The following is a 25,394-nucleotide window of genomic DNA, read 5'->3' as shown; positions in this document are numbered from 1 at the left end:
CCATGCGCATCAAACTGACCCTCAGCTATAACGGCAGCCGCTTCTCCGGCTCCCAGAGCCAGACGGAGACGGGCAACACGGTGATGGGCGTCCTGCACCAGGCGCTCACGCGCCTCGGCATCACCGCCAAACCGATCGCATCGGGCCGCACCGACGCCGGCGTCCACGCCTTCCGCCAGGTGGTACATATCGACCTGCCGCCCCACTGGAGCGACCTCGTCAAACTCCGCCGCGCCCTCGCCCACCAACTCCCCGCCTCCATCGGCATCCGCCGTCTGGAAGCGGCCGAGGATGACTTCCACGCCCGCTTCAGCGCGCGCCGCCGCGTCTACCGCTACATCATGAGCGACCGCGAACCAAACCCCTTCGAAGCGGAACTCGTCACCTTCACCCCACCGCTGGACCTGGAGCGCCTCAACAGCGCCATGCGCCTTTTCGAGGGAGAGCACGATTTCGAGTACTTCAAGAAGACGGGTTCCGACGTCAAGCACTACGTGCGCACCGTCTACAAAGCCTTCGCCTACCGCCACAGGGGCTACACCATCCTCTACTTTGAGGCCAACGGCTACCTCCGTTCGCAGATCCGGATGATGGCGGATGCCGTCTTGAAGGTCAACGGCGGTGAGATGAGCCTTTCACAGCTGCAGGAGCAGATCGACCTCAAAGCCCGCCACAGCACCGACCTCGCCCCCGCCGCCGGGCTCTATCTTTCGAAGATCATCTACTGACGCTTCCGCTTTTTCAAATGTTTTCACCAGGGCAATCGAACCAATAGTTTAGTCTTTTTAACTAAACTATATTGATATGACTTGCGGCCATTAACTTTTTTCGCTAAAATCACATCTGAAAATTCGACTAACTATTGAGGAGTTTTTACGATGGCAAAACATCAGTTCCAGACCGAGATCAACCAGCTGCTCCAGCTGATGATCCACTCGCTCTATTCCAACAAAGAGATTTTTCTGCGCGAGCTCGTCTCCAACGCATCCGACGCCCTCGACAAGCTCAACATGCTGCACCTGACCGACGATGCCTACAAAGGGATCGCCTTTACGCCGCGTGTCGATATCGCGATTGACAAAGAGGCCAAGACCCTGACCGTCAGCGACACCGGGATCGGAATGAACGACGAGGATCTCGTCGCCCACCTCGGGACCATTGCCAAGTCCGGTACCAAGGCCTTCCTGGAGAACCTCTCCGGCGACGCGAAAAAAGACAGCCAGCTTATCGGCCAGTTCGGGGTCGGTTTCTACGCGGCCTTCATGGTCGCCGACAAGATCGAGGTCGTGACCAAGAAAGCGGGCGAGGAGCAGGCGTACAAATGGATCTCTGCCGGCGACGGCGAGTTCGATATTGAACCCTCTGAAAAAGAGGGCAACGGTACCAGCATCACCCTCTTCCTTAAGGACGAGGACGAGGAGTTCCTCGAGACCTACCGCATCGAAAGCATCATCAAAAAGTACTCCAACCACATCCCCTTCCCCATCTTCATGGACAAGGAGAACTTCATCCCGGCCGAGCGCGACGACGAAGGCAACGAGACGAAGCCCTCCAGCACGGAGATCAAGAACGAGCAGATCAACAAGGCCTCTGCGCTCTGGACGCTCTCCAAATCCGACATCAGCGACGATGAGTACAAAGAGTTCTACAGCTCCCTGTCGCACGACTCCGGCGAACCGATCACCTGGCTGCACCACAAAGCCGAAGGGGCCATCGAGTACACGACCCTCTTCTATATCCCGTCCAAGGCGCCGATGGACCTTTACCGCGTCGATTACCAGCCGGGCGTGAAGCTCTACATCAACCGCGTCTTCATCACCGACGACGACAAAGAGCTGATGCCGACCTACCTGCGCTTCCTGCGCGGGGTGATCGACAGCGCCGACCTGCCGCTCAACGTCAGCCGCGAAATCCTGCAGTCCAACCCGGTCATGAACAAGATCCAGAACGCCTCCGTCAAGAAGGTGCTCAGCGAGCTTGCCAAGCTCAAGAAGAAAGACGCCGAGAAGTACGACGCCTTCTACACGGAGTTCGGCAACGTCATCAAAGAGGGGCTCTACAGCGACTTCGGCAACCGTGAGAAGATCCTGGAGCTGCTGAAGTTCAACACGCTGAACTCCGACGAGCCGACGGATATCGAATCCTTCGTGACCAAGGTCGACGAGACAAAGAAAGAGATCTACTACATCAGCGGCAAGATGAGCCTGCAGATGCTCAAGAACTCCCCGCAGCTTGAGCGCTTCAAAGCAAAAGGGATCGACGTGCTCATCCTCAACGACGAGATCGACACCATCGTCTTCCCGATGGTCACGGAGTACAAAGAGTACAAGTTCGTCAACGTCTCCGATGCCCAGTTCGAAGAGAGCGAAGAGGAGAAAAAGGCCGACGAGGAGACGGCAAAAGCCTTTGAGAGCCTGGTCGGTGCGATGACCGAAGCCCTGGGAGACAAAGTTTCCAAGGTTGAGATCACCACGGACCTCACGGACTCGCCGGTCTGCCTCAAGATCGACAAAGAGGACCCGAACTACCAGATGGCCCAGATGATGAAACAGATGGGCGGCGGTATGGGAATGGAGATCCCGGAGAGCAAGCCGATCCTGCAGATCAACCCGAAACACGAGCTGCTCGAGAAGCTCAACGGCACGTCAGACGTCAACCTCATTGGCGACGCCGCCTTCGTCCTGCTGGACCAGGCGAAGCTCTATGAGGGGGCCGAACTCGACGATACCGCCGGTTTCATCGCCCGCATGAACCGCATCATGAGCAAGGCGCTGTAACGCGCCCCTCACCCACTTTTTAACCTGCTTTTCCTCCCTCTCACCACATCATCTGATAAAATAGCGCTTACGATTTCCACACAGGAGGTGCATGATGTCTATTCAACAAACGCTTCAACCCATTCAACATTTTCAAACGGTGACAATACGCTGATCTCAACGACTGTCGCCGTAAATCGGAGACATTATGTACCAAACACTCAAACGCATCAATATGCGTCCCCAACCCTATAGTGCCTATACGGCGGAAACACTTTGGAATGACCCGTATACCTCCCAGAAGATGCTGGAATACCATCTTAATCCCGATATCGATGCGGCCTCCCGCTCGAAAGCTTTCATCGACCGGTCCGTCTCGTGGATCGCACAGCATTTCGGGCTTCACCGTGCCAGCCGCATCGGTGATTTCGGCTGCGGCCCCGGGCTGTACACCTCGCAGTTCGCCGCACTGAGCGACCATGTGACCGGGCTCGATTTTTCGGAGTCGTCTCTTGCCTACGCCAAAGCGCATACCCCGGAAGTCGATTATGTCCTGGGAAATTATCTCGATTATGAGAGCAGTATCCGGTTCGACCTCATCACGATGATCATGTGCGATTTCTGCGCGCTGAGCCCCGGGCAGCGCGCACGGTTGCTTCAGAAATTCCACACGCTTTTGGCCGACGGCGGCAGCGTATTACTTGATGTCTACGCGCTGAACGCCTACGACAAACGCACGGAACAGGCGATTTACGAACACAATCAGCTGGACGGGTTCTGGTCCGAACAGGACTATTTTGCTTTCGTCAATACCTTCAAATACGACGAAACAAACGTGATATTGGACCGGTATCGCATCTACGTTGAGGACGGTCAGGAGAAAGAGATATATAACTGGTTCCAGCATTTCAGTTATGCGGCCCTGACGGCGGAAATAGAGGCAAACGGGTTCGTTATCTCGGAACGTTTCGCCAATGTCGCCGGCGATCCGTTTCATGAGACATCGAATGAGTTTGCCGTCGTGTTAAAACGCGCCTGATACGGCTTGAGGAGCAAGGCCCTGCAAAGGCGATTGGCTCCCCCTTTTTCCCCATTTGTTTTATCGCTTCCGGACTATTCGCTGCTGACCTTACTCTTCTGCATCTGCAACATTTTAATAAATTTACTTTTTTATGTTTTTAAATATTTATTTTTACAGCTATAATGATTCTGCAAGTTTTGGGGCATCGGCCAATCACGATAGAGACATCAGTCGCAAGGAGAGAGAAATGGCAATCAAACTGATCAACAAGTACCAGGCCTGGTGGGATGCCAGCGCAAACTCCGGGTTTTTCTGGTTTACCTATTTTGACGGGGTACGTTCGAAAAGTATTTCCGTGAACGCAGAAAGCTTCGCTATCATCACCGACCTTCTGCGCAACGAGAAGCCGGTCTACGGTGACCACACCAGAGCGCTGGTCACGACACAGTCTGAAGAGGTAGGTGAAGAGGAGAGCTGACGCCCCTTCGCGCTATAAGACCAAACCTGCACACATCCGTCCTGATGCTCCCTGAACTTCGCTTTCCTACACGGCAGTCCGGAAAGGATTGACCTATTTTTTATACGGCTCCAGCGCGAAACAGTACTCCCCTGCGGTGTGAGACCAGTTCCTGTCCCTTCCGTACCGGTATGTCCATGTCTCTTTACTCTGTTTCGTGTCAAATGCTGCACACAGTTCATAGGATGAGGAGGCGGTTGGATGGTAGCGGTACCTTTTTTGGGTTTTGGGATCTTCAGTCTCCAGGTCGCTGACCACGCCTGCTTGCAGCGCATCGAGGTCCGCTGGGAGCTTTTGGTGGCGTTCCCAGTAGCGGTCGATCGTGAGGGCGATTTTTGCCAAATCATCGATGCGGCGTTTATCGAGTTTTTCAGCCCGCTCTTTGGCGGGGGAATCGATCATCATCATGCCCGCAACAATCGCGCCGATCACGATGGTCATCGACACGAGCAGCAGCAGTTTGCCCGCCACGTCGCCGTTTCTCATTGCGCCTTCTCCTCTTTACGGAGGTCCCACAGGTAATACCCGAAGATCGTCCCTGCGATGACGGCGACGACCAGGAACTTCAGGAAGAACCGCAGCGTCATCTCCCCGCCCAGCAGGTTAAACACCAAGACGGCCAGGTCGCCGACGATAAACCCCGATACGATAAACAGCGTCACGTAGGTGAGCCACTTGCGGATCTTTGAACCGCGTCCCAGCGGGTCGCGACGGTAGGAGCGGCTGATCAGATAGCTCATGTAGAGGTAGAGCGGGAAAGCGATCAGCAGCATGGAGATGTCCCAGCGGATGCCGCGTTCTATCCACGCTTCCATGTCCCCCGTACCCATGAACGCGGGATCGGGGAGTACCAGGGCGATGATGTTGAACAGCAGGCTCCCCAGGTTGTACGCGCTCATATAGAGCGCGGCAAAGAGCAGCAGGTAGAGAAAGGCTTCCATCGCCGAGAGGTAGGGTTTGGGTTTCGGTACGGGGATGGGGAAATCGACATCGGCAAATTTATCCAGACCGTGCGTCACCTCTTCCTGCCTCCATCCGGCTTCCAGCAGGACTTTTTCGATCTCCGCACGCGAAAGCCCCTTTTGCAGGGCCTCCCGGATAAAGTTGAGCAGTTCTTCAGAGACAGCAGCCATATCTTCGTTCTCCTTCATGAAGGGTCTATGCTTTACGATTGTAGCATAGTCTATTCGACAGCGTTACCGTTAATTCTATTAAATTTTTTTATCTTCAATGCCGGGGAAGCGGACACACCGCTTTGCACCTTATGAACCCGTTTATTCTTCCATATATGGCAGCGGCACTCTTCAAAATATGCTAAAGTGTCTGGAGAAGGCATAGCATGACGCAAACAGAACAGAGCATTACCATCGTTCAAAACGGTCCCTATATCGTCAAAGGGAGTGTCCCGCTCTCCGTGCAGACCATCGGTGTCAACAGTGAGGGTGAAGCGGTCAAATGGATCGAGGGCAAGCAGTACCCGCAGCAGGCGGTCTACTCCCTCTGCCGTTGCGGCAAATCAAAGCGCCACCCCTTCTGCGACGGGTCGCATGCGAAGGAGGGGTTTAATGGTACGGAGACCGCTGCGCGTCTGCCCATCGCGGAACTTTCCAAGCGGTACGAGGGCCCGGATATGTTCCTGACCGATGCCAAATGTTTCTGTGCCCTCGCCCGCTTCTGCGATCCCCACGGGGGTGTCTGGAACCAGGTCAAAATGTCTGATGACCCCGAGATAAAAGCGGTCTTCCTCCAGGAAGTCTGGGACTGCCCGGCCGGACGGCTCGTGGCGTGGGACAAAAAGACGGGCAAAGCGATCGAACCGCAGTTCGAACCCTCCATCGTCCTGATCGAAGATCCGGCAATGCGATGCAGCGGCCCCATCTGGGTGCGCGGCGGCATTCCCATTATCAGTGCGGACGGGACCCCTTACGAGGTGAGAAACCGCGTGACCCTCTGCCGCTGCGGCATCTCGAAGAACAAGCCCTTTTGCGATGCCAGGCACCTGCTGTCGCACTTCAACGCAGACGGGAAGGAGTAGCCTGCTATTTGTGAAGGCTACTGTTCCGCTTCGCGCTGCTCCTTGATACAGTAGCGGGCGTGGGGGATCGCTTCCAAACGCTCCACGGGGATCTTGTCCCCGCTCGCCTCGCAGATGCCGTAGGTCCCGTTTTTGATCTTTGCCAGGGCATGCTCGACTTCTTCGAGTTCATGCCGCTGTTGCCCTATCAGGGCCGTTTCATGCCGGCTCTCGTTCTCCAGTGCGACCTCATCCTGCATATCGACACCGTCATCCGTCGTCGTCACGGCATCGTTCTCCTCCAAGAGGCGTACGATGCTCGATTCCAACTCTGCTTTCATCTCCAGCAGCTTTGTTTCAAAAGCTTCCATCTGCTTCTTTTTCATGTTCTCTTCTCCTCTATGTCACTATCTTATTGGCCGCAATGTAAAAGAATGTTTAAAGGTGAGAACCAATTTGGGAGCCTGGGGGCAAGTCTATTGTTGTCCTGCTTCCAATCCCGCCAGAAAATGTAAGAGTGCCTCCTGGTTCTGCAGGTACTGTTTGAAAGCATCCCGCCCCAGGAACCGGGCCATTTCCGCCTCGGTATCGGCGATCACTTTCAAAGCCACTTTGACCAGCGCTTTACCCCGCGGCGTCAGCGCGACGACTTTTTCTTTGCGGTTGCCCGGACGCGTCTGCAGTTCGATGTACCCTGATAACGCCAGTTTTACTACATGCTTGTGCGCCGCCTGGCGTGTGCTGCCCTGCGCCGCGGCCAGTGCACTGACGCTCATCCCGTCACTTTCAGACAGATGCGCGAAGATGCCGAGCAGTGCGGGGGTCAGCTCCGTGAAACCTTCGTCCTGAACGGCCCTGAGGATGATGCGGTTGAAGATGGTGCTGGATTGAAGTGCGCTGAAACAGAAGGACATTGTAAACCTAGTTGACAAAAATTGATGGGTTGATTATACTTCCGTCCACCTGTCAGCAGGCTTCAACAATCACAAGGGAGTACCATGAACTTTATTCTTCAAGTCGATTTTCCGTACGAGGGACCGTTCGGGGAGGAGATGAGCCAAGCGATGCGCCTTCTCGCGGAAGATATCGCCCAGGAGGAGGGACTGGTCTGGAAGATCTGGACCGAGTCCGAAGCCGAAAAAATTGCCGGGGGGATCTACCTCTTCGACAACGAAGCCGATGCCCGGCGCTATCTTGAAAAACACGAGGCGCGCCTGACCTCGTTCGGCATTCAGAACATCCGCTCCGTCATCTTCCAAAGCAATGATGTCCTGAGCAAAATAGACCGCGCACCGCTCTAAAGCGCAGCCGCTCCTTCTCTCTGCGGCCTACTGGGCCTGCACCGGGCGCAACTGCGTCGCCGGTTTGAACTCTTTTTTGACGCTGGCCGTCGTGTTCATGCGGTTATTGCGGCGGTTGGTATCTTCGAAACGCGGCATATTCAACGCGGCGGTGATCTTCATGCCGTCCTTGAGTGTCAGATTCTCGAAGGTGTACGTCACCTTGCCTCCGGGTTTCGCCAGCCGTTTGCGCTTGTCGAGACCGGCCAGCGTCACACCACCCCACGATTTGCCGTCAACCGTCAGCATCAGTGACAGCGCACTCTTGCCTTTACGCGCATACACCCCGTCGGGAATGGTGCCCTCTCCGAAGTTCTGAAGCGTCACGTAGAGTTTTCCGCTCCCCTTGCGCTGCCCCATCTGCAGGATGCCGAGATCCATCGGTTTGGGCTGCAGGGCCTCGTCGACATACTGCTGTTTCCCGGGATAGGAGATCTTCACCTCGAACTCCGGCGCCAGCTGCCTGTCGTAGTTATCCAGGACAATGAAGTACATCCCCTGCGTCTCCATCAGCTCCATCTGGTCAATGTCGTAGTGCGGTGGCGTCGAACGGCCGTCGGCAAGCGTGACATGGGCATTGCCGCGGCGGTAATAGGCCGGAAGCTTTTTCTTTTTCTTCTTGCCGAAGATGGAATCGGAGAGGCTTTTGAGGCTTCTGTAGACTCCGCGGATCTCATCGCCGGCGATATACTCGACCGGGTTGTACTTGTTCGCTTTCTGTGCCCACTCCTGGAAGGTGCTCTTTTTCATCGGCTGTTTGCCGTTGAGGAAACGCGAATCGACAAAGTACCAGCGGAAGGGGGAGCGTCTTTTTTTCTGATCGACCTGCTCATGCGTGTAATTCGTCACCTTGATCTCAAACGTCACCCGTCCCGGTTCCGTAACCTCGATGGGGTAAAACACCGTATACGGATCGCTGCCCTTTCCGTTGTACAACTGGACTTTTTTATGGAACAATCCGCCATTCTCATTTCCGGCTGCCCCGGCCGTATTGGCGACCGCCAGCAGCATCATCGCCATCAGCGCCCATTTCATTTTCAGCATAGGAATCCTTTTATTGACGTTCATTGACAGGAAGGTACGACGCCGCACCGACCTGTCTGTATAGAGTAACCCTAACGCAAGTAAGCTTAACAACATTACACATCGACACACCGTAGTGCGTGTGGTTTGCGAATATCACAATAATATATTACAATGGCCCTCAAATTAATGCACAAGGATGTTATATGCGATCGGTACTTACCGCTTTAATCTGTTCCGGATTCCTCTTCAGCGCCTGCTCTTCAGAACCGGCAGGACCGGACTTCAAAGAGGGGAAATGGTCCATCACCAGCAAAACCGAGATGCAGGGGATGGCGATGCAGATCCCGGCGACAACGTTCGAACAGTGCCTGAGCGCGCAGGACCGCGTTCCGATGCAGAAGAATGACAATGACGGCTGTAAGGTCATGGACCAGAAGGTTGACGGCGATACCGTGTCCTGGCGCTACGAATGCCAACACTCCAAAGGGGACGGCTCCATCACCTATACGGGTGAGAGCTTCCAGGGAAAAATGAACATGCACACCGATACGGGCATGGGTGCCATGACCATGACGACAACGATGACGGGCAAATACCTCGGCCCCTGCGAATAAAACCTTCCTTTTCTGCCTCCCCCCGCGGGAGCGCCTGACACTTCACACGCTACACACTCCTCCCGCTTTTTATACGATGATTAAGACGCGACCGTTCCCAAGTACGCTGCTGCGTGCACGCCGCTTGCATATCGTGTCAAAAGGAGTCAACCGTGATCATCAAAGCCAACATCCTCTATGACGGCCGCACGCGCCGGGAAGCCTGCTATGTCCATATCGAGGGTGAACGCATCACCGCCGTGACGGAGACGGCAGAACGGTACGATTATGAAGGGATCGTCACCCCCGCCTTTGTCGACCCGCACTCGCATATCGGGATGTTCCGGGAGGGCGAGCCCTCCTCCGAGGCCGAAGGCAATGACATCAGCGACCAGATCCAGCCCCTGAACGAACCGCTGCAGAGCATCTACATGGATGACCCGGCCTTCTCCCATGCCATCGATTTCGGCGTACTCTACAGCTGTATCGTTCCCGGCAGCGGCAATGTCGTCGGCGGGAAAACGACGGTGATCCGTCACTTTGCCGGCAATGTCGACAACGCGCTCGTCAAACACCTGGGCTACAAGATGGCCCTGGGCTACAACCCGACCTCGACGCGGCAGTGGAAAGGGACCCGTCCCAATACCCGCATGGGGGTCAACGCCCTGCTCGAAGAACGCTTTGACACCCTGCTTTTACGGGAGAAAAAAGCCCGCACCGCCAGAGACATCGCCCTGCTGGAGCTGGACGAAAGCGTTAAGGGAGAGCTCCTGGCCCTCAAACGCGAACAGATCGAGGCGGACTATCATGCCGCTTTTACGGCGACGGAGCACGCGCTGCTGGACCTGTTGCAAGGCGACAAGCTTGTCAAGATCCATGTCCACAAAGAGGACGATGCGCTCTACCTGATCGAGCTGGTTAAAAAGTACGGACTGCGCGCCAGCGCGGAGCACTGCATGGACATCCACCACCGCCATATTTTCGAAGCCCTCGATGCCGCCGGCATCCCCGTCGTCTTCGGACCGCTGGGGAGTGTCGGCTATAAAACCGAGCTCAAACACGCATCGTATAAAAACGTCTCCGAACTGGTGGAGGCGAAAATGCCGATGGCGGTCATGAGCGACCACCCGGTCATCCACGCGCACACCCTCCGCGATGCATCGCAGTACTTCATGATCGCCGGGCTCGATGCAACCGAAGCGATCAACCTGCTCTCCCTCGAAAATGCCCGTGCCATCGAGATGGATGCGGAGCTGGGCACCATTGCGCCCGGCAAATGGGCCTCGCTGCTGCTGTGGGACAAAGAACCGATGATGCTCGGCGCCATCCCCCGCGTCGTCATCGGCGAAGGAAGAGTACTGCGGCAATAGGTTCCGCCCTTTGGTATAATCCTTGAAGCTTCTATCTTAATTGGGATAGCCCTAAAGGACAACCTGTTTGAAGACACTGGCAGAACTGGAACGCGTCTTCAAACAGGAGATCCAGCCCAACATTCCACCCGAACAGACGATACCTGTCAATGGCACGCTCAAAGCCGCCCTCTTTACCACCCTTTTTGCGGTGACAGCTCTCTTGCTCCTCACGGGTAAACCCAAGATCGCCCTCCTCGTGACGCTCTTTTTCGTGCTGATATACAGCATCCTTGCTACCAGGCGGAAACCGGGAAGAAGCCGACGGACCCTTAAGAGCTTTCAGCGTCTTGTCGCCGCCCCACTGCTCCGCGCGATCGACCCCGGGCTGAAATACAACCCCTACAGGGGTATCGCCTACCAGGACATCCTCGCGTCGAAACTCGTAGCTGATTTCCCGGCCAAGACCTATGAAGCCAACAACCTGCTTGCCTATGACGATGACGGCCTCCCGGTCAGCATGTCGCATGTCATGCTCGAACATCACGAAAAAGGGGAGAAGATTCCGGTACTCGGCGGCCTGTTCGTCGTGACAGCGGCCCGCAGGCCCGTGTCGGGAACAACGATCGTCTCCTTCGACCTGGCGGAAAAGCACCTCGGTTTTCTCGGTCACGGGCTGCAGCCAAAGCGGATGTACCGCGGACTCGAAAGAATACGCCTTGACAGCAGCGGCTTTGAAAAAGAGTATGTCGTCCACGGAAACGATCCAATCGAGGCCAACTTTCTGCTCTCGCATACCGTGATGGAAAAGCTCGAAGCGCTTATCAAGAAGTACCGCGTTTTTCCCCGCATCGCTTTCGTCGGGGACACTATCTATATCGCTGTGCTCAACGGCGGGTTTTTTCAGCCTTTTTCATGGACCTTCAACGATCTGACCTACAGCATCAATGCACTCAATTTCGCACGTGAGGCTGTCAAGGCGATCCATCATCACCACCGTCTCTAGTGGTGCATCTTTAATAGCCCGAATTGCCGCCGGATTTTAATAGAGTTGTTACGCCCGCCATGAAATAATGGGCCATCACCACACAGGAGCACTACAATGGATCTCTTTTCGCCGCTGAACGTCGGGAGCATCACCCTTCAAAACCGCATTGTCATGGCGCCGCTGACCCGCTGCCGCAGCGTGGAAGATCACCGGGCCAACGCCATGATGGCCGACTACTATGCACAGCGGACCTCCGCCGGGCTGATCATCAGCGAAGCGACCATGGTCTCCCCGATGGGAATCGGCTACCCCGCGACGCCGGGCATCTATACGCCGGAGCAGACGGAGTCGTGGAGACAGGTGACGCAGGCCGTGCATGCAAAAGGCGGGAAGATCTATATGCAGCTGTGGCACGTGGGCCGCATCTCCCACCCCTCATTCCTGGGCGGAGAGCTTCCCCTTGCCCCTTCGGCGGTCAAACCGGCAGGAGAGACCTACACCTTCGAGGGGATGCAGGCGTTTGTCACCCCGCGCCCCCTGGAGACAACGGAGATCCCGGAGATCGTCGCCCAGTTTGTCGCCGGGGCGAAAAACGCCATTGCCGCAGGGTGTGACGGCGTGGAGATCCACGGTGCCAACGGCTACCTCATCGATCAGTTCCTGCGCGACGGCACGAACAAACGTGAAGACGCCTACGGTGGTTCCGTCGAAAACCGCACCCGCTTTCTGCTCGAAATCATTGAAGGCGTCAGCGCCGCCATCGGCGCCGACCGTACGGGCGTACGGCTCTCCCCCAGCGGGACCTTCAACGATATGAGCGATTCCGATCCCCAGACGCTTTTTACCTACGTGCTCAACCGCCTGAGCGAGTATCAGCTTGCGTATGTGCATATTGTCGATGCCCTGGAAGGCGATATCCGTCACGGGGCGAACGTCGTCGAACTCGCCGCCCTGCGCGATGCCTACCAGGGGGTGCTTATCACCTGCGGCGGTTATGACAAAGCCCGGGGGAATGCCGCGATCGCCGACGGCCTCGCCGACGCCGTCGCTTACGGGCAGCTCTACATCGCCAACCCCGACCTGCCGGAACGCTTCAAGGCCGATGCACCGCTGAACGAACCGGACCCGGGCACCTTCTACACCCAGGATGACAAGGGCTACCTGGACTACCCGACGCTGGCATAACGCACCAGAGCCACGCCCCCTCTTTTCCCTCCCGGCGGCGCTCCGTGCCGTCGCCGATCTTCCGTGAAGCAATCTTAAATGTAAAATATTTTATGGTGTTCTAAAGAGTTTTCCACAAGGAGTGGCGATGCTGCGGCTTGGCGTATTTTTTGACGGCACGGGCAACAATCTTTACAACGACGACCTCATCGGTGACGGATCGCTGAGCAACGTCGCCAAACTCTACAAAGTCTACCGTGCCAGCGGCTACACTGCCTTCTATTCCCAGGGGGTCGGCACGGGAAAATACAAACAGGGGAAAACCCTCTCAGCCAAGGCCGTCGAAGCGATATGGCAGCGCAAAAAGGCCAAAAACGACTATTACGATGCCCTCCATATGGCCTTCGGGGGTGATGCCAAAAGCTTCGTCAAACGCAAACTCAAAAAGGTCCGTTCGGCTGTGCGGCAAAACGGCGGTGACGACGTCATCATCGATGTCTTCGGTTTCAGCCGGGGCTCCGCCGAGGCGCGGGACTTCGTCAACCGCGTCAATGCCGCCCACAAACACGATGCAAATGTACGCGTCGGATTTGTCGGCCTTTTCGATACGGTGGCGACAATAGGGCTGGCCAATGACCTTAATATCGGTTTTGACCTTGACCTCTCGAATGACTCGGCCCAAAAGATCGTTCATCTGACCGCCGAAGACGAACACCGCCACAACTTCCCGCTGGAGTCACTCAAGCGCGCCGACGGTACGACGGAAGCCAATACGGAAGAGATCGCCCTGATGGGGGTACATGCCGATATCGGCGGCGGATACGGAGAGCTTGACGACCGCCAGGATGTCCTCGTGAAGGATTCGGAGTTTTACAGGGTCTATCCGAAACACAAAAAGGGACAGGCAGAACAGCAGGTCAATGCCTTGCGGAAAGAAGCCGAGGGGAAAGGGTATGAACTTCTCTATACGCTCACCCAGCTCCCCGCACTCTCCGACTGGGCCCTGGATGCCTGTTTCATCGAACACGCACCGGTCGCCTATGGTCTCAGTAACAGTGCCCTGCAGCTGATGTATTCGAAAGCTATGGAGCATATTCCCGCGCTGGCAGGACTGGAGCTCCTGGGAGAGACGGCCGCCGGTCACAGCCTCTTTGAGGCCCCCGCTGCTCCCGACAAGCGCTACATGCACTTTTCCGCCGTCGGTGACCGCTATGCGCTCTCAACGAGCGACTGGATCACCAACCTCAAAAACCCCGGCGGCAAAAGACGGGTCTATTTCAACGATCCCAAGAAAGCCGGTTAACGACGGACTAAGCCTTCTCCTTCTCGACCAGCTTCCGGTCGGTGAGGATCGCAAAGGGGATCTGGATCATATAGGCGATCATGATCGGCAGCAGCATCGAGACGCCGAACGCCTTCATGGAGAAGGTGGAGAGGACCAGTGCCAGCGTAATATAGCGCGTCACGCTGTGCCAGAAAGCCGCACGCTCCTGGGGGGAGTCCATGTTGAAGAGGAACCAGGCGCACAGCAGGTCCAGAACGTAAAAGACGATAACGGCAACCAATGCAATCACGATCAGTTCGGGTTCGAAATCGTACAGATCGACGAGGTTCTGCGTGCTCTGGAGACCAAAGAGGTAGAAGAGGATGATGAACATACTGATGTTGCTGATGTAAGGGCGGTAGGTCTCAATGAACTTCTCCAGCGGTTTGAACAGCACCACGAAACGGCTCGCGATAAACGGGATGACGATGAGCAGTTCGATAACCAGCCGCGCATAGCTCTCCATGTTGTTATTATCGTCGGTGTAGAGGGTGTCGAAATAGCCCTCGGTGTAGACGCCGAAGAGGTGCAGCATCAAAAACGACAGCGAGATCAGCAGCAGGTTGATAAAGAGGATGAGAAAGCCCAGCGACGTATCGCCGCCGGATTTTTTGATCCAGTACATCACCATCCCGCCGCCGCTCAGGACCGACAGCAGAAATAACCCGGCGGCGATGCCGTAGTCGTGGCTCAGCAGGCCGATAATGACGGCGAAGATCGGCAACAGTACAAAGTTGAGAAAGAGGCTTTTGATAACGACCAGGCGGTGGTGCCAGAGCAGTTTGACGTCCATCAGCTTCACCTTGAAGAGCGAAGGCATGATCATCGTCAGTCCCGCAAAAAGACAGATATTCGAACTGAAGATAAACCCGTCGGTGTTATAGCCGTAAGTGAAACCGAGCAGCGCGCCCAGCAATACGATCAGCAGTTGCATAGTGTCCTTTCTTCATGACAGTAGTTGATTCTAATTCAAAGCGGCTTATTGTTGCCACAATTTATCAAAATATTGTCACGGCATAAGCCCTTCTACGTTGCCGTTTATACTGTTTTCACACTATCCAATATTATTGCTATGAACCGTCACTTTATTTGAAAAGTAAAGCTGCGATACACTACCCTATCATTTTTTTCGAAGGAAACGCCCGTGCCCGAAAGCGACTTTTTTATCTCCACCCTGATCAACCTCTCTGTCAATCTCGTCTATACGGTCGCCGTGCTCGTTATTGCCGTTATCGCCCTCAAATACATCGACAGCAAGCTGCTCAAATCGATCGCCCTCGAAGAGGAGATCAAGAAAGGCAACGTTGCCGCCGCCATCTTCGCCTCGACCATTCTTATCTTCATCGCCATCATCGTCGCCTCTTCGATGACATGATCAAACGGTTCAAAGCGCATTTTTTCACCCTGCTGCGGGTGCTGATTTTGATCTATGTCCCCCTTTTCCTCATCACGGCGCTCAAGCAGCGGCACGACGAAGCGTCCCTGCCGGTTCCGCCTCCGACAACCGTCACGGCCCCGGAACAAACCTTCCCTCGTCGCAACCCGGGTCCCAGAGCGGGCGAGATGCAGCTGCTTTCGCTGCCGGGGAAACGGAGCGCCCGAATCCCCGCCTGGCTGGACCGTCCGGCCAACACATCGCGCGGCAAGGGTTCCGGCTCACAGCGCCTCAACCAAAAACCCGTTGCCTACTTCGCCTACGGACGCGATCTCAAAGCCTACTATGCCAACGGTTTTTTCAAACACTTCATCCCCTTCAGGGGCGATTCGAAATGGAACGCGATGCACCATGTTTCAAGGCATATGCGTTACATGCGTGACGAAGAGCAGTTTAAAGGGTATACCGAGATCTGGCTCAGTTCCGAAGAAGCCTACCTCAGCGGACGCGGCGATTGTGAAGACCATGCCATCCTGCTCGCCGACTGGCTTTGCGGTATCGGCTATGATGCCCGCGTCGTTTTCGGAACCTACAAAAACGAGGGACACGCCTGGGTCGTTGTCTTCGAAGCGGGGAAGACCTACCTGCTCGAAGCGACGGCCAAGCGGGTCAAAAGCAGCTTCCCCCTGGCCTCGGCCCTGCCGAACTACCATCCGAGGGGGATGTTCAACGCCCGCGACATCTGGTACAACTACGGATCGCCGCTGACGACAAACTACACGGGCGGCCAATGGGTAAAAACAGCGCACTTTCGGCCTCGGAAAGATTAGCTTCTCAGGTCAATAAAGAGAGGGGGTAACCGGCGGGTGCCGCCGGCTGTACTGCAGGGAGTTAGACTTTTTTGACGAACTCGGATTTGAGTCCCATCGCACCGACGCCGGGGATCTTGCAGTCGATATTATGGTCGCTGTCCGGGTTCAGTTTGATGTTCTTGACCTTGGTACCGACCTTGATGTCGGAAGAAGCGCCCTTGACCTTCAGGTCTTTGATGACCGTGACCGTATCGCCGTCTTGCAGAATGTTGCCATTGGCATCACGTACGACGGACGCCTCTTCTTCGCCTGCGGCAGCATCTTTCGACCACTCGTGGGCACACTCCGGGCAGACGTAAAGCTCGCCGTCCTCATAGGTGTATTCGCTGCCGCACTGGGGGCATTTTGGCAATTGTTCCATTTTCATCCTTTTCAAAATGCTAATTGTACCAGTTCGCCAAACAAGCTCAAAATCATTTTTGGCATCATTAACACAAATAACATGCCCATGGAGTATAATGAACCCATGCGAACGTTTTTTCATATTTTTGTTCTGATTTTTATCTTCTTTTATCCGCTCTCAGCCGAAACCGTCACGGACGTCAAGTCCAGTGGCAAACACTATGATCTCACCTCCTCCGTACTGCTGTGTATGGACCATCTCCATACCATGACGATCGACATGTTCCTCGACGACAGCGTCCCGCAGCTGTGCAATACGGTCGGCAAGACACAGCTCCCCTTCGGCTATACCGAAGACACCATCTGGCTGCGTTCCACGGTCAGGAATACCTCCGTGACGGAAAACGCATGGGTTGTCGCACTGGCGAACCCGCTGCTCGATTATGTCGACCTTTATATCATTGAGAACGGAAAGATCCTCGCCTACTTTCCCAGCGGTGACATGCGCCCCGTTGCCTCGCGTCCTATCTCAAGCCTGGACTTTCGTTTTCCGATCACGCTGGTGCCCGGGACGGAGACCTCTTTGGTATGGAAAATCCGTTCCGAATCGGCGATCGACCTTCCCATTACCCTGAACGACCCGGAAGCGCTGCAGGACACCGACCTGAAAAGCTACCTCTATTACGGTATTTTCTACGGCATTCTCATTATCCTCTCTCTCTACAACTTTATCTTTTTCCTGATTTTCAAGAAAGTCATCTACCTCTATTACGTCGGTTTTATCGTCTTCTATACGATGATGCAGCTCTCCTTTGACGGTTTCACGCCGCTGCTGCTTGTTCCCGATTACCCCTGGTTCTATAACGCCGGGGTCCCCTTCTTTGTCAACCTCACGATCTGGGCCGCGATCCTGTTCGGTCAGCGTTTTCTCGAAACGGCCCTCTATACGCCCCGGCTGCATTCGGTCCTGAACGTCATTATTCTGATCAACCTCCTTCCCATGATCATGAGCTTTTTCGATCTCTATTACCTCACCGTCAAGATCACGACCCTCCTGGCGGCCGTTTCGCCGGTTGTGCTGCTCTCGGCTTCGATCGTCATCCTGAAATACAACAAAAGACGAGCCCGCTTCTATCTTGGTGCCTGGAGCCTCTTCTTCGCCGGTTCTACCATGCTGGCACTCCATAAATTCGGATTGATCCCCTCCACCTGGATCATCCTGCATTCGCAGCAGATCGGTGTGCTGCTCAAGATCGTCGTACTCTCCTACGCCCTGGGCGACCAGCTGCAGTCGCTGCTTTACATCGACCAGCTAACGGGGATGGGCAACCGCCACTCGCTGCAGCGGATTTTCGCGTCGGCCATGCACTATGCGAAAAAAGACAAACTCCCCTTTGCCGTGCTTCTGATCGACATCGATGATTTCAAGAACATCAATGACTCCATGACGCACAGAATCGGCGACGAACTTCTGATGCTCCTCAGTTCCAGGCTGAAGGCCCACGTGCGCCGCTACGATACCATTTTGCGTATGGGGCAGGACGAGTTTCTCATTATTCTCGAACGGATCCAATCGACGGTGTCGCTGACGCATGTTGCCGACCAGATACTGGTACAGATACGCAAACCTTTTACCCTCGATAACCGGATCGTCCATATTACGGCCAGCGTCGGTATCGCCCTCTACCCCAACGACGGGGAGGATTACGACACGCTCATCAAGAACAGCGATTCGGCGCTGCACAAGGCCAAGGAGCTTGGAAAGAACCGATTCTACTTTTTCAATCCGATCCTGGACAACATGGCCGTCGAGCGCCTGAAACTCCACAACGATCTTTTCGAGGCCCTGGAGAACAACGAGTTTTTCCTGCTCTTTCAGCCAAAAGTCAACGCCGCGGACGGCACCCTGGCGGGGGTAGAGGTCCTGATCCGCTGGCGTCACCCCCAGCGCGGCATTCTGACACCGGATGTCTTCATCGGCATTGCCGAGCAGAACGGGTTGATCCAGCGTATCACAAGGTGGGTTCTGGAAGAGTCCTGCAAAGCGCTCAAACAGTGGAAACGGATGGGGTGGGACAGGATCTATGCCGCCGTCAATGTCACGGCCGTCGATATCAACGACCCCTATTTCATCCGCGACCTCCTCGATCTCTTCAGCGAATACAACCTCAGTCCGGACCTGCTGGAGCTTGAACTGACCGAACGGATCATCGTCGAAAGCTCCACCGACAATATCCAGAAAATCAAAGCACTGTGCGATGCGGGGATCAAGATCGCCATTGACGACTTCGGCACGGGCTACTCGACGTTCACCTACCTTCAATCTTTCAAGGTCAATACCATCAAAATCGACAAGAGCTTTATCGACGAAATCGAGTTCAACCCGAAAACGGCCGTCATCGTCAAAACCATGACGGCACTCGGCCATGCACTGGGGATGAAGGTGGTGATCGAAGGCGTCGAGAACGCACGGCAGGTCGAGCTGCTCAATCAAATGCAGTGTGACATTTTCCAGGGCTACTATTTCGACAAACCGTTGACGGCCGGGGCACTGGTCGCCAAATATTTCGTACGCGAACAGATCACAAAGGGATAACATGGCTAAAAATATTGTAATTTTCTCCGACGGGACCGGCCAGGAGGGCGGCCAGGGCAACAACACCAATATCTACAAACTCTTCAACATGATCGAAGACCGTACCCCGCGGCAGATCGCCTTTTACGACCCGGGGCTCGGTACGGGGGTCCACCGTCTGACGGGGAACGTCGGCGGTTTCGGCATCTCCCGCAACATCCGGCAGTGCTACCGTTTTCTGTTTGAGCATTATGAAGCCGGGGACAAGATCTTCCTGTTCGGTTTCAGCCGCGGCGCGGCGACGGTCCGCAGCCTCTCGGGCTTCCTGCACTACTTCGGCATCCTGCCGAAATCCCGCCCCGAACTGATCGCCAAAGCCTATGATATCTATATGATCGAGGATGAGGAGAAACGCAAAACGAAAGCCGCCGCCTTTTTAAAAGATCATCACAACATGTGGACCAAGGTGGAGTTTATCGGCTGCTACGACACCGTCGCCGCGCTCGGCCTTCCCATCAAGAGCTTCAGCGTCCTGCTCGACGGCATTCCGGGGTTCCGCCACCGTTTCCACAACTTCAGGCTCAGCGAAACGATCAAACACGCCTACCACGCCCTGGCCATCGACGACGAACGCAAAACCTTCCACCCGGTGCTGTGGGAGCGACAGGTCAAGGAGTGGCAGACCGTGAAACAGGTCTGGTTCAGCGGGATGCATACCGACGTCGGCGGCGGTTATGCGGAACAGGATCTCTCCGACATCCCCCTCGTCTGGCTCACCCGGCAGGCGATCAACCACGGGCTGCTGATCTATCCGAAACATACCGTCGATCCCCATGAAGATGCCCAGGGAAAGATGCACGACTCCCGCGGCACATGGCTGACCCGCCTCTACCGCCGCGCACAGCGCCATTGGGACACTTCGACCCGCGGCAAACCCCTCGTCCACGCCAGCGTCCTCGAACGTCATGCGAAAAACCCAACGGCCTATCATCCGTGGATCCTCAAAATGGACTATGACGTTGAACCATGGGAGCAGTGGCCCGCCAAAGAGCAGTAAGCCCGCCTCGACTTCACGGTGTATGCAGAATAAGAGGCTGATGCAGGGGACGGCAGCGGCCGGGTTGTTTCCAGTGTAAAGGGATAAAAAGGGAAAGTTCGGAGAAAAAAAGTGGGGTTCCCCGCAACGGGGAGGTCTGCTTAGAGCGCGAACTCTTCGAGCAGATTGAAGTTGAGGTACTTGTAGATGTCGGCCTCTTTGCCGGCGATCTTCTTCGGTACGATCTCGAGGTACTCCTCTTTTGTCGGGAGGCGTCCGAGCATCGCACAGACGGCTGCCAGTTCCGCGGAACCGAGGTAGACCTGTGCGCCTTTACCCATACGGTTGTCGAAGTTACGCGTAGAGGTCGAGAAGACGACCGCGTTATCCGCGACACGCGCCTGGTTACCCATACAGAGAGAACAGCCCGGGATCTCCGTACGTGCGCCTGCGGCACCGTACATCGCGTAGTAGCCCTCTTCCTGGAGCTGCTGCTCATCCATACGGGTCGGCGGAACAACCCACAGACGTGCCGGCACCTGACCTTCGCCCTTGAGGACTTCACCCAGTGCACGGTAGTGACCGATGTTGGTCATACACGAACCGACGAAGACCTCGTCGATGTTATGCGGGCGGTTTGCGTCTGCAAGGATCTCGGAGAGCGTTGCAACGTCGTCCGGATCGTTCGGGCACGCCAGGATCGGCTCTGTGATTTCGTTCAGGTCGATCTCGTAAACCGCTGCGTACTCGGCATCTTTGTCCGCTTCCATCAGTTCCGGGTTTTTAAGCCACTCTTCCATCTTCTCTTTGCGGCGCGCCAGGGTGCGAGCATCCTGGTAGCCCGCATCGATCATGCTCTGGAGCAGAACGATGTTGGATTTGATGTACTCGATGACCGGCTCCTGGTTGAGGTGAACCGTACACGCCGCGGCAGAACGCTCTGCAGAGGCATCGGAAAGCTCGAACGCCTGCTCGACTTTCAGATCCGGCAGCCCTTCGATCTCGAGGATACGGCCGGCGAAGATGTTCTTCTTGCCCTTCTTCTCAACCGTCAGGTCGCCCGCTTTGATCGCCACGTACGGGATCGCGTTGACGAGGTCACGCAGCGTGACGCCCGGCTGCAGTTCGCCTTTGAAGCGGACCAGTACGGATTCCGGCATTGTCAGCGGCATGGAGCCGGTAACGCCTGCGAATGCAACGATACCCGAACCGCCCGGGAAGGAGATACCGATCGGGAAACGTGTGTGCGAGTCCGCACCCGTACCGACCGTGTCCGGCAGACACATGCGGTTGAGCCAGGAGTGGATAACACCGTCGCCCGGGCGCAGTGCGACACCGGAACGGTTGGAGATGAAGTCCGGCAGCGTGTGGTACATCTTGATGTCAGAAGGCTTCGGATAGGCCGCCGTGTGACAGAAAGACTGCAGAACGAAGTCGGCGTTGAAGCCCAGCGCCGCCAGCTCTTTGATCTCGTCGCGCGTCATCGGTCCTGTCGTATCCTGGGAACCGACGGTCGTCATGACCGGCTCGACGTACATGCCCGGGCGGACGCCCTCGAGGCCGCACGCTTTACCGACCATTTTCTGTGCCAGGGTATAGCCTTTGCCCGTATCGGCCGGCTGCTCCGGCTTCAGGAAGAGCTCGATCTCGCCCATGCCGAGAACTTCGCGCGCTTTCTTGGTCAGACCGCGGCCGATGATCAGCGGAATACGGCCGCCGGCGCGGACTTCGTCCGTGATCGTGTTCGGGCGCAGGCCGAAGGTCGCGATGACTTCGCCGTTCTTCTCAGCTTTGCCTTCGAACGGATAGATGTCGACGACATCGCCGGTTTCCATCTGTGTCACGTCCATCTCGAGCGGGAGTGCGCCAGAGTCTTCGGAGGTCGCGAAGAAGATCGGTGCGATGATACCGCCGATGACGACACCGCCGGTGCGCTTGTTCGGAACGCCCGGGATATCCTCACCCATGTGCCACTGTACGGAGTTGATACCGGATTTACGGGAAGACCCTGTACCGACGACGTCGCCGACGTAGGCAACCGGGTGGCCCTTCTCTTTGAGGGCTTTGATCGTACCCATCGGATCGTCCATCTTCGCGGTGAGCATGGAGTTTGCATGCAGCGGGATATCGGAACGTGTAAAGGCTTCGGACGCCGGGGAGAGGTCATCCGTATTGGTCTCACCCGGAACCTTGAAGACGGTGACGGTGATTTTTTCAGGCAGATCGGCTTTGGACGTGAACCACTCTGCGTTCGCCCAGGACTCAAGCACCTTCGTCGCAGCGGCGTTACCGCCCTTGTGCAGCTCTTCAACATCGTTGAACGCGTCGTAGACGAGCAGCGTATGGCTCAGTGCTTTGACCGCCGCATCAACGACGGCAGCGTTGGAAGATGAGAGGGCATCGATCATCGGCTTGACGTTGTAGCCGCCCAGCATCATGCCGAGCATTTCGACTGCCGCTTCCGCTGTGATTGCCGCAACGCTCACATTTTCCTGTGCGACATCATTGAGGAATGCCGCTTTGACGTAGGCAGCGTCGTCAACACCCGGAGAAACACGGTTTTTCAGAAGATCGATATTTTCGGCCATATCGCCTTCGCCTGCCTTGATCATTTCGATCAGGTCAGCCGTCTGCGCCGCAGACAGAGGAAGTGGAGGTACGCCCAGAGCTTCGCGCTCTGCTACATGCGCTTTATATTCGTCCATAAATGCCATCGTTTTATCCTGTAAATAAGATTTCGAGAGATTATAGCGAAGGAAAGAATCAAGTAGGTTTCCAGTGTTACGAAATGTAACCTATTTTTGCGATTTTGTTACCATTGTGTTTAGTTTTGAAACACTGCGGCAGGCAAGGCTTGGGTAAGCCTCCCTTTAACCGATGATATCGCGGTTCCCTTTTGCGTTGGGAGGTGACAGCAGCCCGCGCTGTTCCATCTGTTCGATGATGCGCGCGGCACGGTTGTAACCGATCTGGAGTTTGCGCTGCAGGTAGCTGATGGAGGTCTTGCGGTCGGCGAGGACGATCTCTTTCGCCTCCTCGTAGAGCTCGTCCATATCCTCTATAGTCCCCTCCTCGCCTGTGCCGCCGTTGCCGCCGCTCTCGGCGAGGAAGGATTCATCGTACTGCGGCGCGCGCTGGGATTTGAGGAACTCGACGACATGGTCGATCTCCTCCTCGGTACTCCAGGGTGCATGCAGACGGATAAGCCCCGTCGCGCCCGGGGGTGTGAAGAGCATGTCGCCCCGGCCCAGCAGCGACTCCGCCCCCTGGGCATCGAGGATGATCTTGCTGTCGACACGCTGGCCGACGCGGTAGCTGATGCGCGACGGCAGGTTCGCCTTGATGAGCCCCGTGACGACATCCACGGAGGGGCGCTGGGTCGCAACAATCAGGTGGATCCCCGACGCCCGCGCCATCTGCGCCAGGCGGGCGATGGAGTACTCCACGTCCTTGCCCGAGGTCATCATCAGGTCGGCGAGTTCGTCGATGATCACGACGATGTAGGGGAAGGGCTGTCCGCCTTCGCGCTTCATCTTCTCGTTATAGTTCTCGATGTTCTTCGTGCGTGACTCGCTCATCAGCTGGTAGCGGCGCTCCATCTCCCCGACCATGTTGTTCAGCGCGGCGATCGCCTGTTTGGCCTTGGTGATGACCGGGGTGAGCAGGTGCGGGATATCGTTATAGATGGAGAACTCCAGCATCTTCGGGTCGATCATCAGCAGCCGCAGCTGGTCGGGGGAGTTCTTGTAGAGCAGGCTGAGGATCATCGCGTTGATCCCCACCGATTTACCCGAGCCCGTTGTCCCGGCAATGAGGAGGTGGGGCAGCTTTTTCAGGTCCGTGATAAAAGGCTTGCCGACGATGTCCTTGCCCAGGGCGATCGTGAGCGGCGATTTCGCCTCTTTGAAGAGTTTGCTCTCGAAGATCTCGCGCAGGTAGATCGTCTCGACGGTGTGGTTCGGGATCTCGATACCGACAACGTCCTTGCCCGGAATCGGCGCCTGGATGCGGATCGTCTCGGCGCGCAGGGCCATGGCAAGGTCGTCTTGAAGGTTCATGATCTTCGAGACCTTGATGTGTGCGGCCGGTTTGAACTCAAAGGTCGAGACAACCGGGCCCGCGTAGGTGCGGATAACGTCCCCGTCGATCTTGAACTGCGCCAGTTTCTCGATCAGGTCGCGGATCTTGTCGTCGAGCTCGCGCTCATCAATGCTGTTTCCCTGCTTCGGCGGCTTTTGAAAAAAGTCCAGCGAGGGGAGTTTGAAGTTCTTCGGTTTTTCCGACGTCCCTTTTTCGATCTGATCGAGCAGCTTCTTGTTTTCATCGAGCTCCTCGACGATCAGCGCACTCTTTTTCTGCCGAACCCCCTCGGCCTTTGCAAGAATGGTCCCCTCTTTCGCGGCAGCTGCCGTTTCCGGTGCGGCCTCCGGTTCTTCTTCCTCAAAAGGGGCTTCCTGCTGCGCCTTCGGCACCAGCCGGATGGCCGCGTCGTCCGCTTCCAGGGGCAGGTTCATCCGCTTGTACGCGGGGGTATCGAAGGGATCGTCGTCAAAGAGACCCGGCTGTTCCGTCACGGCGGCACGTTTTCCGGCCGGGGTCGTTTCCGGCAACGGCTCCGCATCCTCCGCCTCATCTTTACTGAATGAAAAAGGGAGTTTCGGTTTCGGCATGGAGGGGAACTTCTCGGCATCGACCAGGATCACGGCGGCGATCGTGACCGTCATCACCCAGAAGACCCAGAGGCCGAACGCCCCGATATAGGGTTCGAGAAAATCGACGAACCCGGCGCCCAGGGCACCGCGCAGTGCCCCCTCCGTCACCAGCGCCTGCAGGATCAGCAGGGAGAAAAAAAGGAGGATCCCCGCCAGGATCTTCTCGGTGCGCTCGACATTGATCTCACTGTCTCTGTAGTAGGCATACAGCGGGTAGAGCAGGACGAAAAGGTAGACGAAAGCGACGTAGCCGAAGAGCGCCCGGTTCGCCTTGGCGATAATCTCCCCGATCGTCCCGATGACGGCCGCATCCGCAATGATCGTCGAGATCCCCGCGTATACCAAGATGGCCAAAACAGTAATAAAAAGTGCCTGCCGCAAATACGATCC

Annotated in this window: 24 protein-coding genes; 15 read left to right on the top strand and 9 right to left on the bottom strand. The window is 56.1% G+C overall.

Features of this window, described 5'->3' with window-relative positions; all coding sequences use genetic code 11:
• The first annotated feature begins 2 nt into the window (after nt 1-2).
• From truA to ACXWTF_RS05655, 4 genes are all read left to right on the top strand, one after another.
• Entirely contained in the window at nt 3-728 is a 726-nt protein-coding gene (gene truA, locus ACXWTF_RS05670; RefSeq protein WP_461714034.1) for a tRNA pseudouridine(38-40) synthase TruA, read from the top strand.
• 150 nt (nt 729-878) lie between these two features.
• Nucleotides 879-2,777 (top strand): molecular chaperone HtpG, encoded by a 1,899-nt coding sequence (gene htpG, locus ACXWTF_RS05665; RefSeq protein WP_461714033.1) that lies wholly within the window; start codon nt 879-881, stop codon nt 2,775-2,777.
• A gap of 187 nt (nt 2,778-2,964) precedes the next feature.
• Nucleotides 2,965-3,795, top strand: a complete 831-nt coding sequence (locus tag ACXWTF_RS05660) for a class I SAM-dependent methyltransferase (protein ID WP_461714032.1) — start codon at nt 2,965-2,967, stop codon at nt 3,793-3,795.
• A 229-nt stretch (nt 3,796-4,024) separates the two neighbouring features.
• A complete protein-coding gene (locus ACXWTF_RS05655; protein WP_461714031.1) occupies nt 4,025-4,255 on the top strand; it encodes a hypothetical protein in 231 nt (76 codons plus the stop codon).
• A gap of 93 nt (nt 4,256-4,348) precedes the next feature.
• On the opposite strand, the gene ACXWTF_RS05650 is transcribed toward ACXWTF_RS05655, so the two are convergent.
• Nucleotides 4,349-4,780 (bottom strand): hypothetical protein, encoded by a 432-nt coding sequence (locus ACXWTF_RS05650; RefSeq protein ID WP_461714030.1) that lies wholly within the window; start codon nt 4,778-4,780, stop codon nt 4,349-4,351.
• Nucleotides 4,777-5,445 (bottom strand): DUF5671 domain-containing protein, encoded by a 669-nt coding sequence (locus tag ACXWTF_RS05645; RefSeq protein ID WP_461714029.1) that lies wholly within the window; start codon nt 5,443-5,445, stop codon nt 4,777-4,779. The genes ACXWTF_RS05650 and ACXWTF_RS05645 overlap by 4 nt, the downstream gene beginning before the upstream one ends.
• Before the next feature lie 188 nt (nt 5,446-5,633).
• On the opposite strand from ACXWTF_RS05645, the gene ACXWTF_RS05640 reads away from it, so the two are divergent.
• Nucleotides 5,634-6,329, top strand: a complete 696-nt coding sequence (locus ACXWTF_RS05640; RefSeq protein ID WP_461714028.1) for a CDGSH iron-sulfur domain-containing protein — start codon at nt 5,634-5,636, stop codon at nt 6,327-6,329.
• A gap of 17 nt (nt 6,330-6,346) precedes the next feature.
• Here the strand turns inward: ACXWTF_RS05640 and ACXWTF_RS05635 are convergent, their stop codons facing one another.
• Nucleotides 6,347-6,694 carry a TraR/DksA family transcriptional regulator gene (locus tag ACXWTF_RS05635; protein ID WP_461714027.1) on the bottom strand — a complete coding sequence of 116 codons (348 nt, stop codon included), beginning with the start codon at nt 6,692-6,694 and terminating at the stop codon, nt 6,347-6,349.
• A gap of 90 nt (nt 6,695-6,784) precedes the next feature.
• Nucleotides 6,785-7,222 carry a MarR family winged helix-turn-helix transcriptional regulator gene (locus ACXWTF_RS05630; RefSeq protein WP_461714026.1) on the bottom strand — a complete coding sequence of 146 codons (438 nt, stop codon included), beginning with the start codon at nt 7,220-7,222 and terminating at the stop codon, nt 6,785-6,787.
• A gap of 84 nt (nt 7,223-7,306) precedes the next feature.
• Between ACXWTF_RS05630 and ACXWTF_RS05625 the strand changes: the two genes are divergently transcribed.
• Complete coding sequence (locus ACXWTF_RS05625) at nt 7,307-7,609, top strand: monooxygenase (RefSeq protein ID WP_461714025.1); 303 nt, start codon at nt 7,307-7,309, stop codon at nt 7,607-7,609.
• 27 nt (nt 7,610-7,636) lie between these two features.
• On the opposite strand, the gene ACXWTF_RS05620 is transcribed toward ACXWTF_RS05625, so the two are convergent.
• Nucleotides 7,637-8,692, bottom strand: coding sequence for a hypothetical protein (locus ACXWTF_RS05620; protein WP_461714024.1), 1,056 nt, complete (start codon nt 8,690-8,692; stop codon nt 7,637-7,639).
• Between the two features lie 185 nt (nt 8,693-8,877).
• Between ACXWTF_RS05620 and ACXWTF_RS05615 the strand changes: the two genes are divergently transcribed.
• The 5 genes from ACXWTF_RS05615 (at nt 8,878) to ACXWTF_RS05595 (ending at nt 14,071) form a co-directional block, all read left to right on the top strand.
• Nucleotides 8,878-9,288, top strand: coding sequence for a DUF3617 domain-containing protein (locus tag ACXWTF_RS05615; RefSeq protein WP_461714023.1), 411 nt, complete (start codon nt 8,878-8,880; stop codon nt 9,286-9,288).
• A 152-nt stretch (nt 9,289-9,440) separates the two neighbouring features.
• On the top strand, nt 9,441-10,637 hold the full coding sequence (locus ACXWTF_RS05610) for an amidohydrolase family protein (RefSeq protein ID WP_461714022.1): 1,197 nt from the start codon (nt 9,441-9,443) through the stop codon (nt 10,635-10,637).
• Between the two features lie 67 nt (nt 10,638-10,704).
• Nucleotides 10,705-11,622, top strand: a complete 918-nt coding sequence (locus ACXWTF_RS05605) for a DUF3137 domain-containing protein (protein WP_461714021.1) — start codon at nt 10,705-10,707, stop codon at nt 11,620-11,622.
• A 96-nt stretch (nt 11,623-11,718) separates the two neighbouring features.
• Nucleotides 11,719-12,789, top strand: a complete 1,071-nt coding sequence (locus tag ACXWTF_RS05600) for an alkene reductase (RefSeq protein WP_461714020.1) — start codon at nt 11,719-11,721, stop codon at nt 12,787-12,789.
• Nucleotides 12,790-12,916: 127 nt separating this feature from the next.
• Nucleotides 12,917-14,071: a T6SS phospholipase effector Tle1-like catalytic domain-containing protein gene (locus ACXWTF_RS05595; RefSeq protein WP_461714019.1), complete on the top strand. Its 1,155-nt coding sequence runs from the start codon at nt 12,917-12,919 to the stop codon at nt 14,069-14,071.
• Between the two features lie 7 nt (nt 14,072-14,078).
• On the opposite strand, the gene ACXWTF_RS05590 is transcribed toward ACXWTF_RS05595, so the two are convergent.
• Nucleotides 14,079-15,026 (bottom strand): hypothetical protein, encoded by a 948-nt coding sequence (locus ACXWTF_RS05590; RefSeq protein WP_461714018.1) that lies wholly within the window; start codon nt 15,024-15,026, stop codon nt 14,079-14,081.
• A gap of 210 nt (nt 15,027-15,236) precedes the next feature.
• Between ACXWTF_RS05590 and ACXWTF_RS05585 the strand changes: the two genes are divergently transcribed.
• Both ACXWTF_RS05585 and ACXWTF_RS05580 read left to right on the top strand, forming a co-directional pair.
• Complete coding sequence (locus ACXWTF_RS05585; RefSeq protein WP_231021020.1) at nt 15,237-15,467, top strand: DUF350 domain-containing protein; 231 nt, start codon at nt 15,237-15,239, stop codon at nt 15,465-15,467.
• Entirely contained in the window at nt 15,464-16,297 is an 834-nt protein-coding gene (locus ACXWTF_RS05580) for a transglutaminase domain-containing protein (protein ID WP_461714017.1), read from the top strand. The genes ACXWTF_RS05585 and ACXWTF_RS05580 overlap by 4 nt, the downstream gene beginning before the upstream one ends.
• Nucleotides 16,298-16,358: 61 nt before the next feature.
• On the opposite strand, the gene ACXWTF_RS05575 is transcribed toward ACXWTF_RS05580, so the two are convergent.
• Nucleotides 16,359-16,700 (bottom strand): zinc ribbon domain-containing protein YjdM, encoded by a 342-nt coding sequence (locus ACXWTF_RS05575; RefSeq protein WP_461714016.1) that lies wholly within the window; start codon nt 16,698-16,700, stop codon nt 16,359-16,361.
• A gap of 105 nt (nt 16,701-16,805) precedes the next feature.
• Here ACXWTF_RS05575 and ACXWTF_RS05570 point away from each other — a divergent pair, with 105 nt between their 5' ends.
• Together ACXWTF_RS05570 and ACXWTF_RS05565 are read left to right on the top strand one after the other, a co-directional pair.
• Nucleotides 16,806-19,277, top strand: coding sequence for an EAL domain-containing protein (locus ACXWTF_RS05570; RefSeq protein WP_461714015.1), 2,472 nt, complete (start codon nt 16,806-16,808; stop codon nt 19,275-19,277).
• A gap of 1 nt (nt 19,278) precedes the next feature.
• Nucleotides 19,279-20,313: a DUF2235 domain-containing protein gene (locus ACXWTF_RS05565; protein ID WP_461714014.1), complete on the top strand. Its 1,035-nt coding sequence runs from the start codon at nt 19,279-19,281 to the stop codon at nt 20,311-20,313.
• A 140-nt stretch (nt 20,314-20,453) separates the two neighbouring features.
• On the opposite strand, the gene acnB is transcribed toward ACXWTF_RS05565, so the two are convergent.
• Nucleotides 20,454-23,006 carry a bifunctional aconitate hydratase 2/2-methylisocitrate dehydratase gene (gene acnB, locus ACXWTF_RS05560; RefSeq protein ID WP_461714013.1) on the bottom strand — a complete coding sequence of 851 codons (2,553 nt, stop codon included), beginning with the start codon at nt 23,004-23,006 and terminating at the stop codon, nt 20,454-20,456.
• Nucleotides 23,007-23,162: 156 nt separating this feature from the next.
• Nucleotides 23,163-25,385: an FtsK/SpoIIIE family DNA translocase gene (locus ACXWTF_RS05555; protein WP_461714012.1), complete on the bottom strand. Its 2,223-nt coding sequence runs from the start codon at nt 25,383-25,385 to the stop codon at nt 23,163-23,165.
• Nucleotides 25,386-25,394: the final 9 nt, after the last annotated feature.

The organism is Thiomicrolovo sp. ZZH C-3 (assembly GCF_054862725.1).
Note: the sequence above shows the minus strand (reverse complement) of the source record. Positions and strands in the feature narration are given on the sequence as shown.

Excerpts from the sequence above, each read along its gene's own strand:
- truA (WP_461714034.1), top strand. The coding sequence starts at position 3 with ATGCGCATCAAACTGACCCTCAGCTATAACGGCAGCCGCTTCTCCGGC.
- htpG (WP_461714033.1), top strand. The coding sequence starts at position 879 with ATGGCAAAACATCAGTTCCAGACCGAGATCAACCAGCTGCTCCAGCTG.
- ACXWTF_RS05660 (WP_461714032.1), top strand. The coding sequence starts at position 2,965 with ATGTACCAAACACTCAAACGCATCAATATGCGTCCCCAACCCTATAGT.
- ACXWTF_RS05655 (WP_461714031.1), top strand. The coding sequence starts at position 4,025 with ATGGCAATCAAACTGATCAACAAGTACCAGGCCTGGTGGGATGCCAGC.
- ACXWTF_RS05650 (WP_461714030.1), bottom strand. The coding sequence starts at position 4,780 with ATGAGAAACGGCGACGTGGCGGGCAAACTGCTGCTGCTCGTGTCGATG.
- ACXWTF_RS05645 (WP_461714029.1), bottom strand. The coding sequence starts at position 5,445 with ATGAAGGAGAACGAAGATATGGCTGCTGTCTCTGAAGAACTGCTCAAC.
- ACXWTF_RS05640 (WP_461714028.1), top strand. The coding sequence starts at position 5,634 with ATGACGCAAACAGAACAGAGCATTACCATCGTTCAAAACGGTCCCTAT.
- ACXWTF_RS05635 (WP_461714027.1), bottom strand. The coding sequence starts at position 6,694 with ATGAAAAAGAAGCAGATGGAAGCTTTTGAAACAAAGCTGCTGGAGATG.
- ACXWTF_RS05630 (WP_461714026.1), bottom strand. The coding sequence starts at position 7,222 with ATGTCCTTCTGTTTCAGCGCACTTCAATCCAGCACCATCTTCAACCGC.
- ACXWTF_RS05625 (WP_461714025.1), top strand. The coding sequence starts at position 7,307 with ATGAACTTTATTCTTCAAGTCGATTTTCCGTACGAGGGACCGTTCGGG.
- ACXWTF_RS05620 (WP_461714024.1), bottom strand. The coding sequence starts at position 8,692 with ATGCTGAAAATGAAATGGGCGCTGATGGCGATGATGCTGCTGGCGGTC.
- ACXWTF_RS05615 (WP_461714023.1), top strand. The coding sequence starts at position 8,878 with ATGCGATCGGTACTTACCGCTTTAATCTGTTCCGGATTCCTCTTCAGC.
- ACXWTF_RS05600 (WP_461714020.1), top strand. The coding sequence starts at position 11,719 with ATGGATCTCTTTTCGCCGCTGAACGTCGGGAGCATCACCCTTCAAAAC.
- ACXWTF_RS05595 (WP_461714019.1), top strand. The coding sequence starts at position 12,917 with ATGCTGCGGCTTGGCGTATTTTTTGACGGCACGGGCAACAATCTTTAC.
- ACXWTF_RS05590 (WP_461714018.1), bottom strand. The coding sequence starts at position 15,026 with ATGCAACTGCTGATCGTATTGCTGGGCGCGCTGCTCGGTTTCACTTAC.
- ACXWTF_RS05580 (WP_461714017.1), top strand. The coding sequence starts at position 15,464 with ATGATCAAACGGTTCAAAGCGCATTTTTTCACCCTGCTGCGGGTGCTG.
- ACXWTF_RS05575 (WP_461714016.1), bottom strand. The coding sequence starts at position 16,700 with ATGGAACAATTGCCAAAATGCCCCCAGTGCGGCAGCGAATACACCTAT.
- ACXWTF_RS05570 (WP_461714015.1), top strand. The coding sequence starts at position 16,806 with ATGCGAACGTTTTTTCATATTTTTGTTCTGATTTTTATCTTCTTTTAT.
- ACXWTF_RS05565 (WP_461714014.1), top strand. The coding sequence starts at position 19,279 with ATGGCTAAAAATATTGTAATTTTCTCCGACGGGACCGGCCAGGAGGGC.
- acnB (WP_461714013.1), bottom strand. The coding sequence starts at position 23,006 with ATGGCATTTATGGACGAATATAAAGCGCATGTAGCAGAGCGCGAAGCT.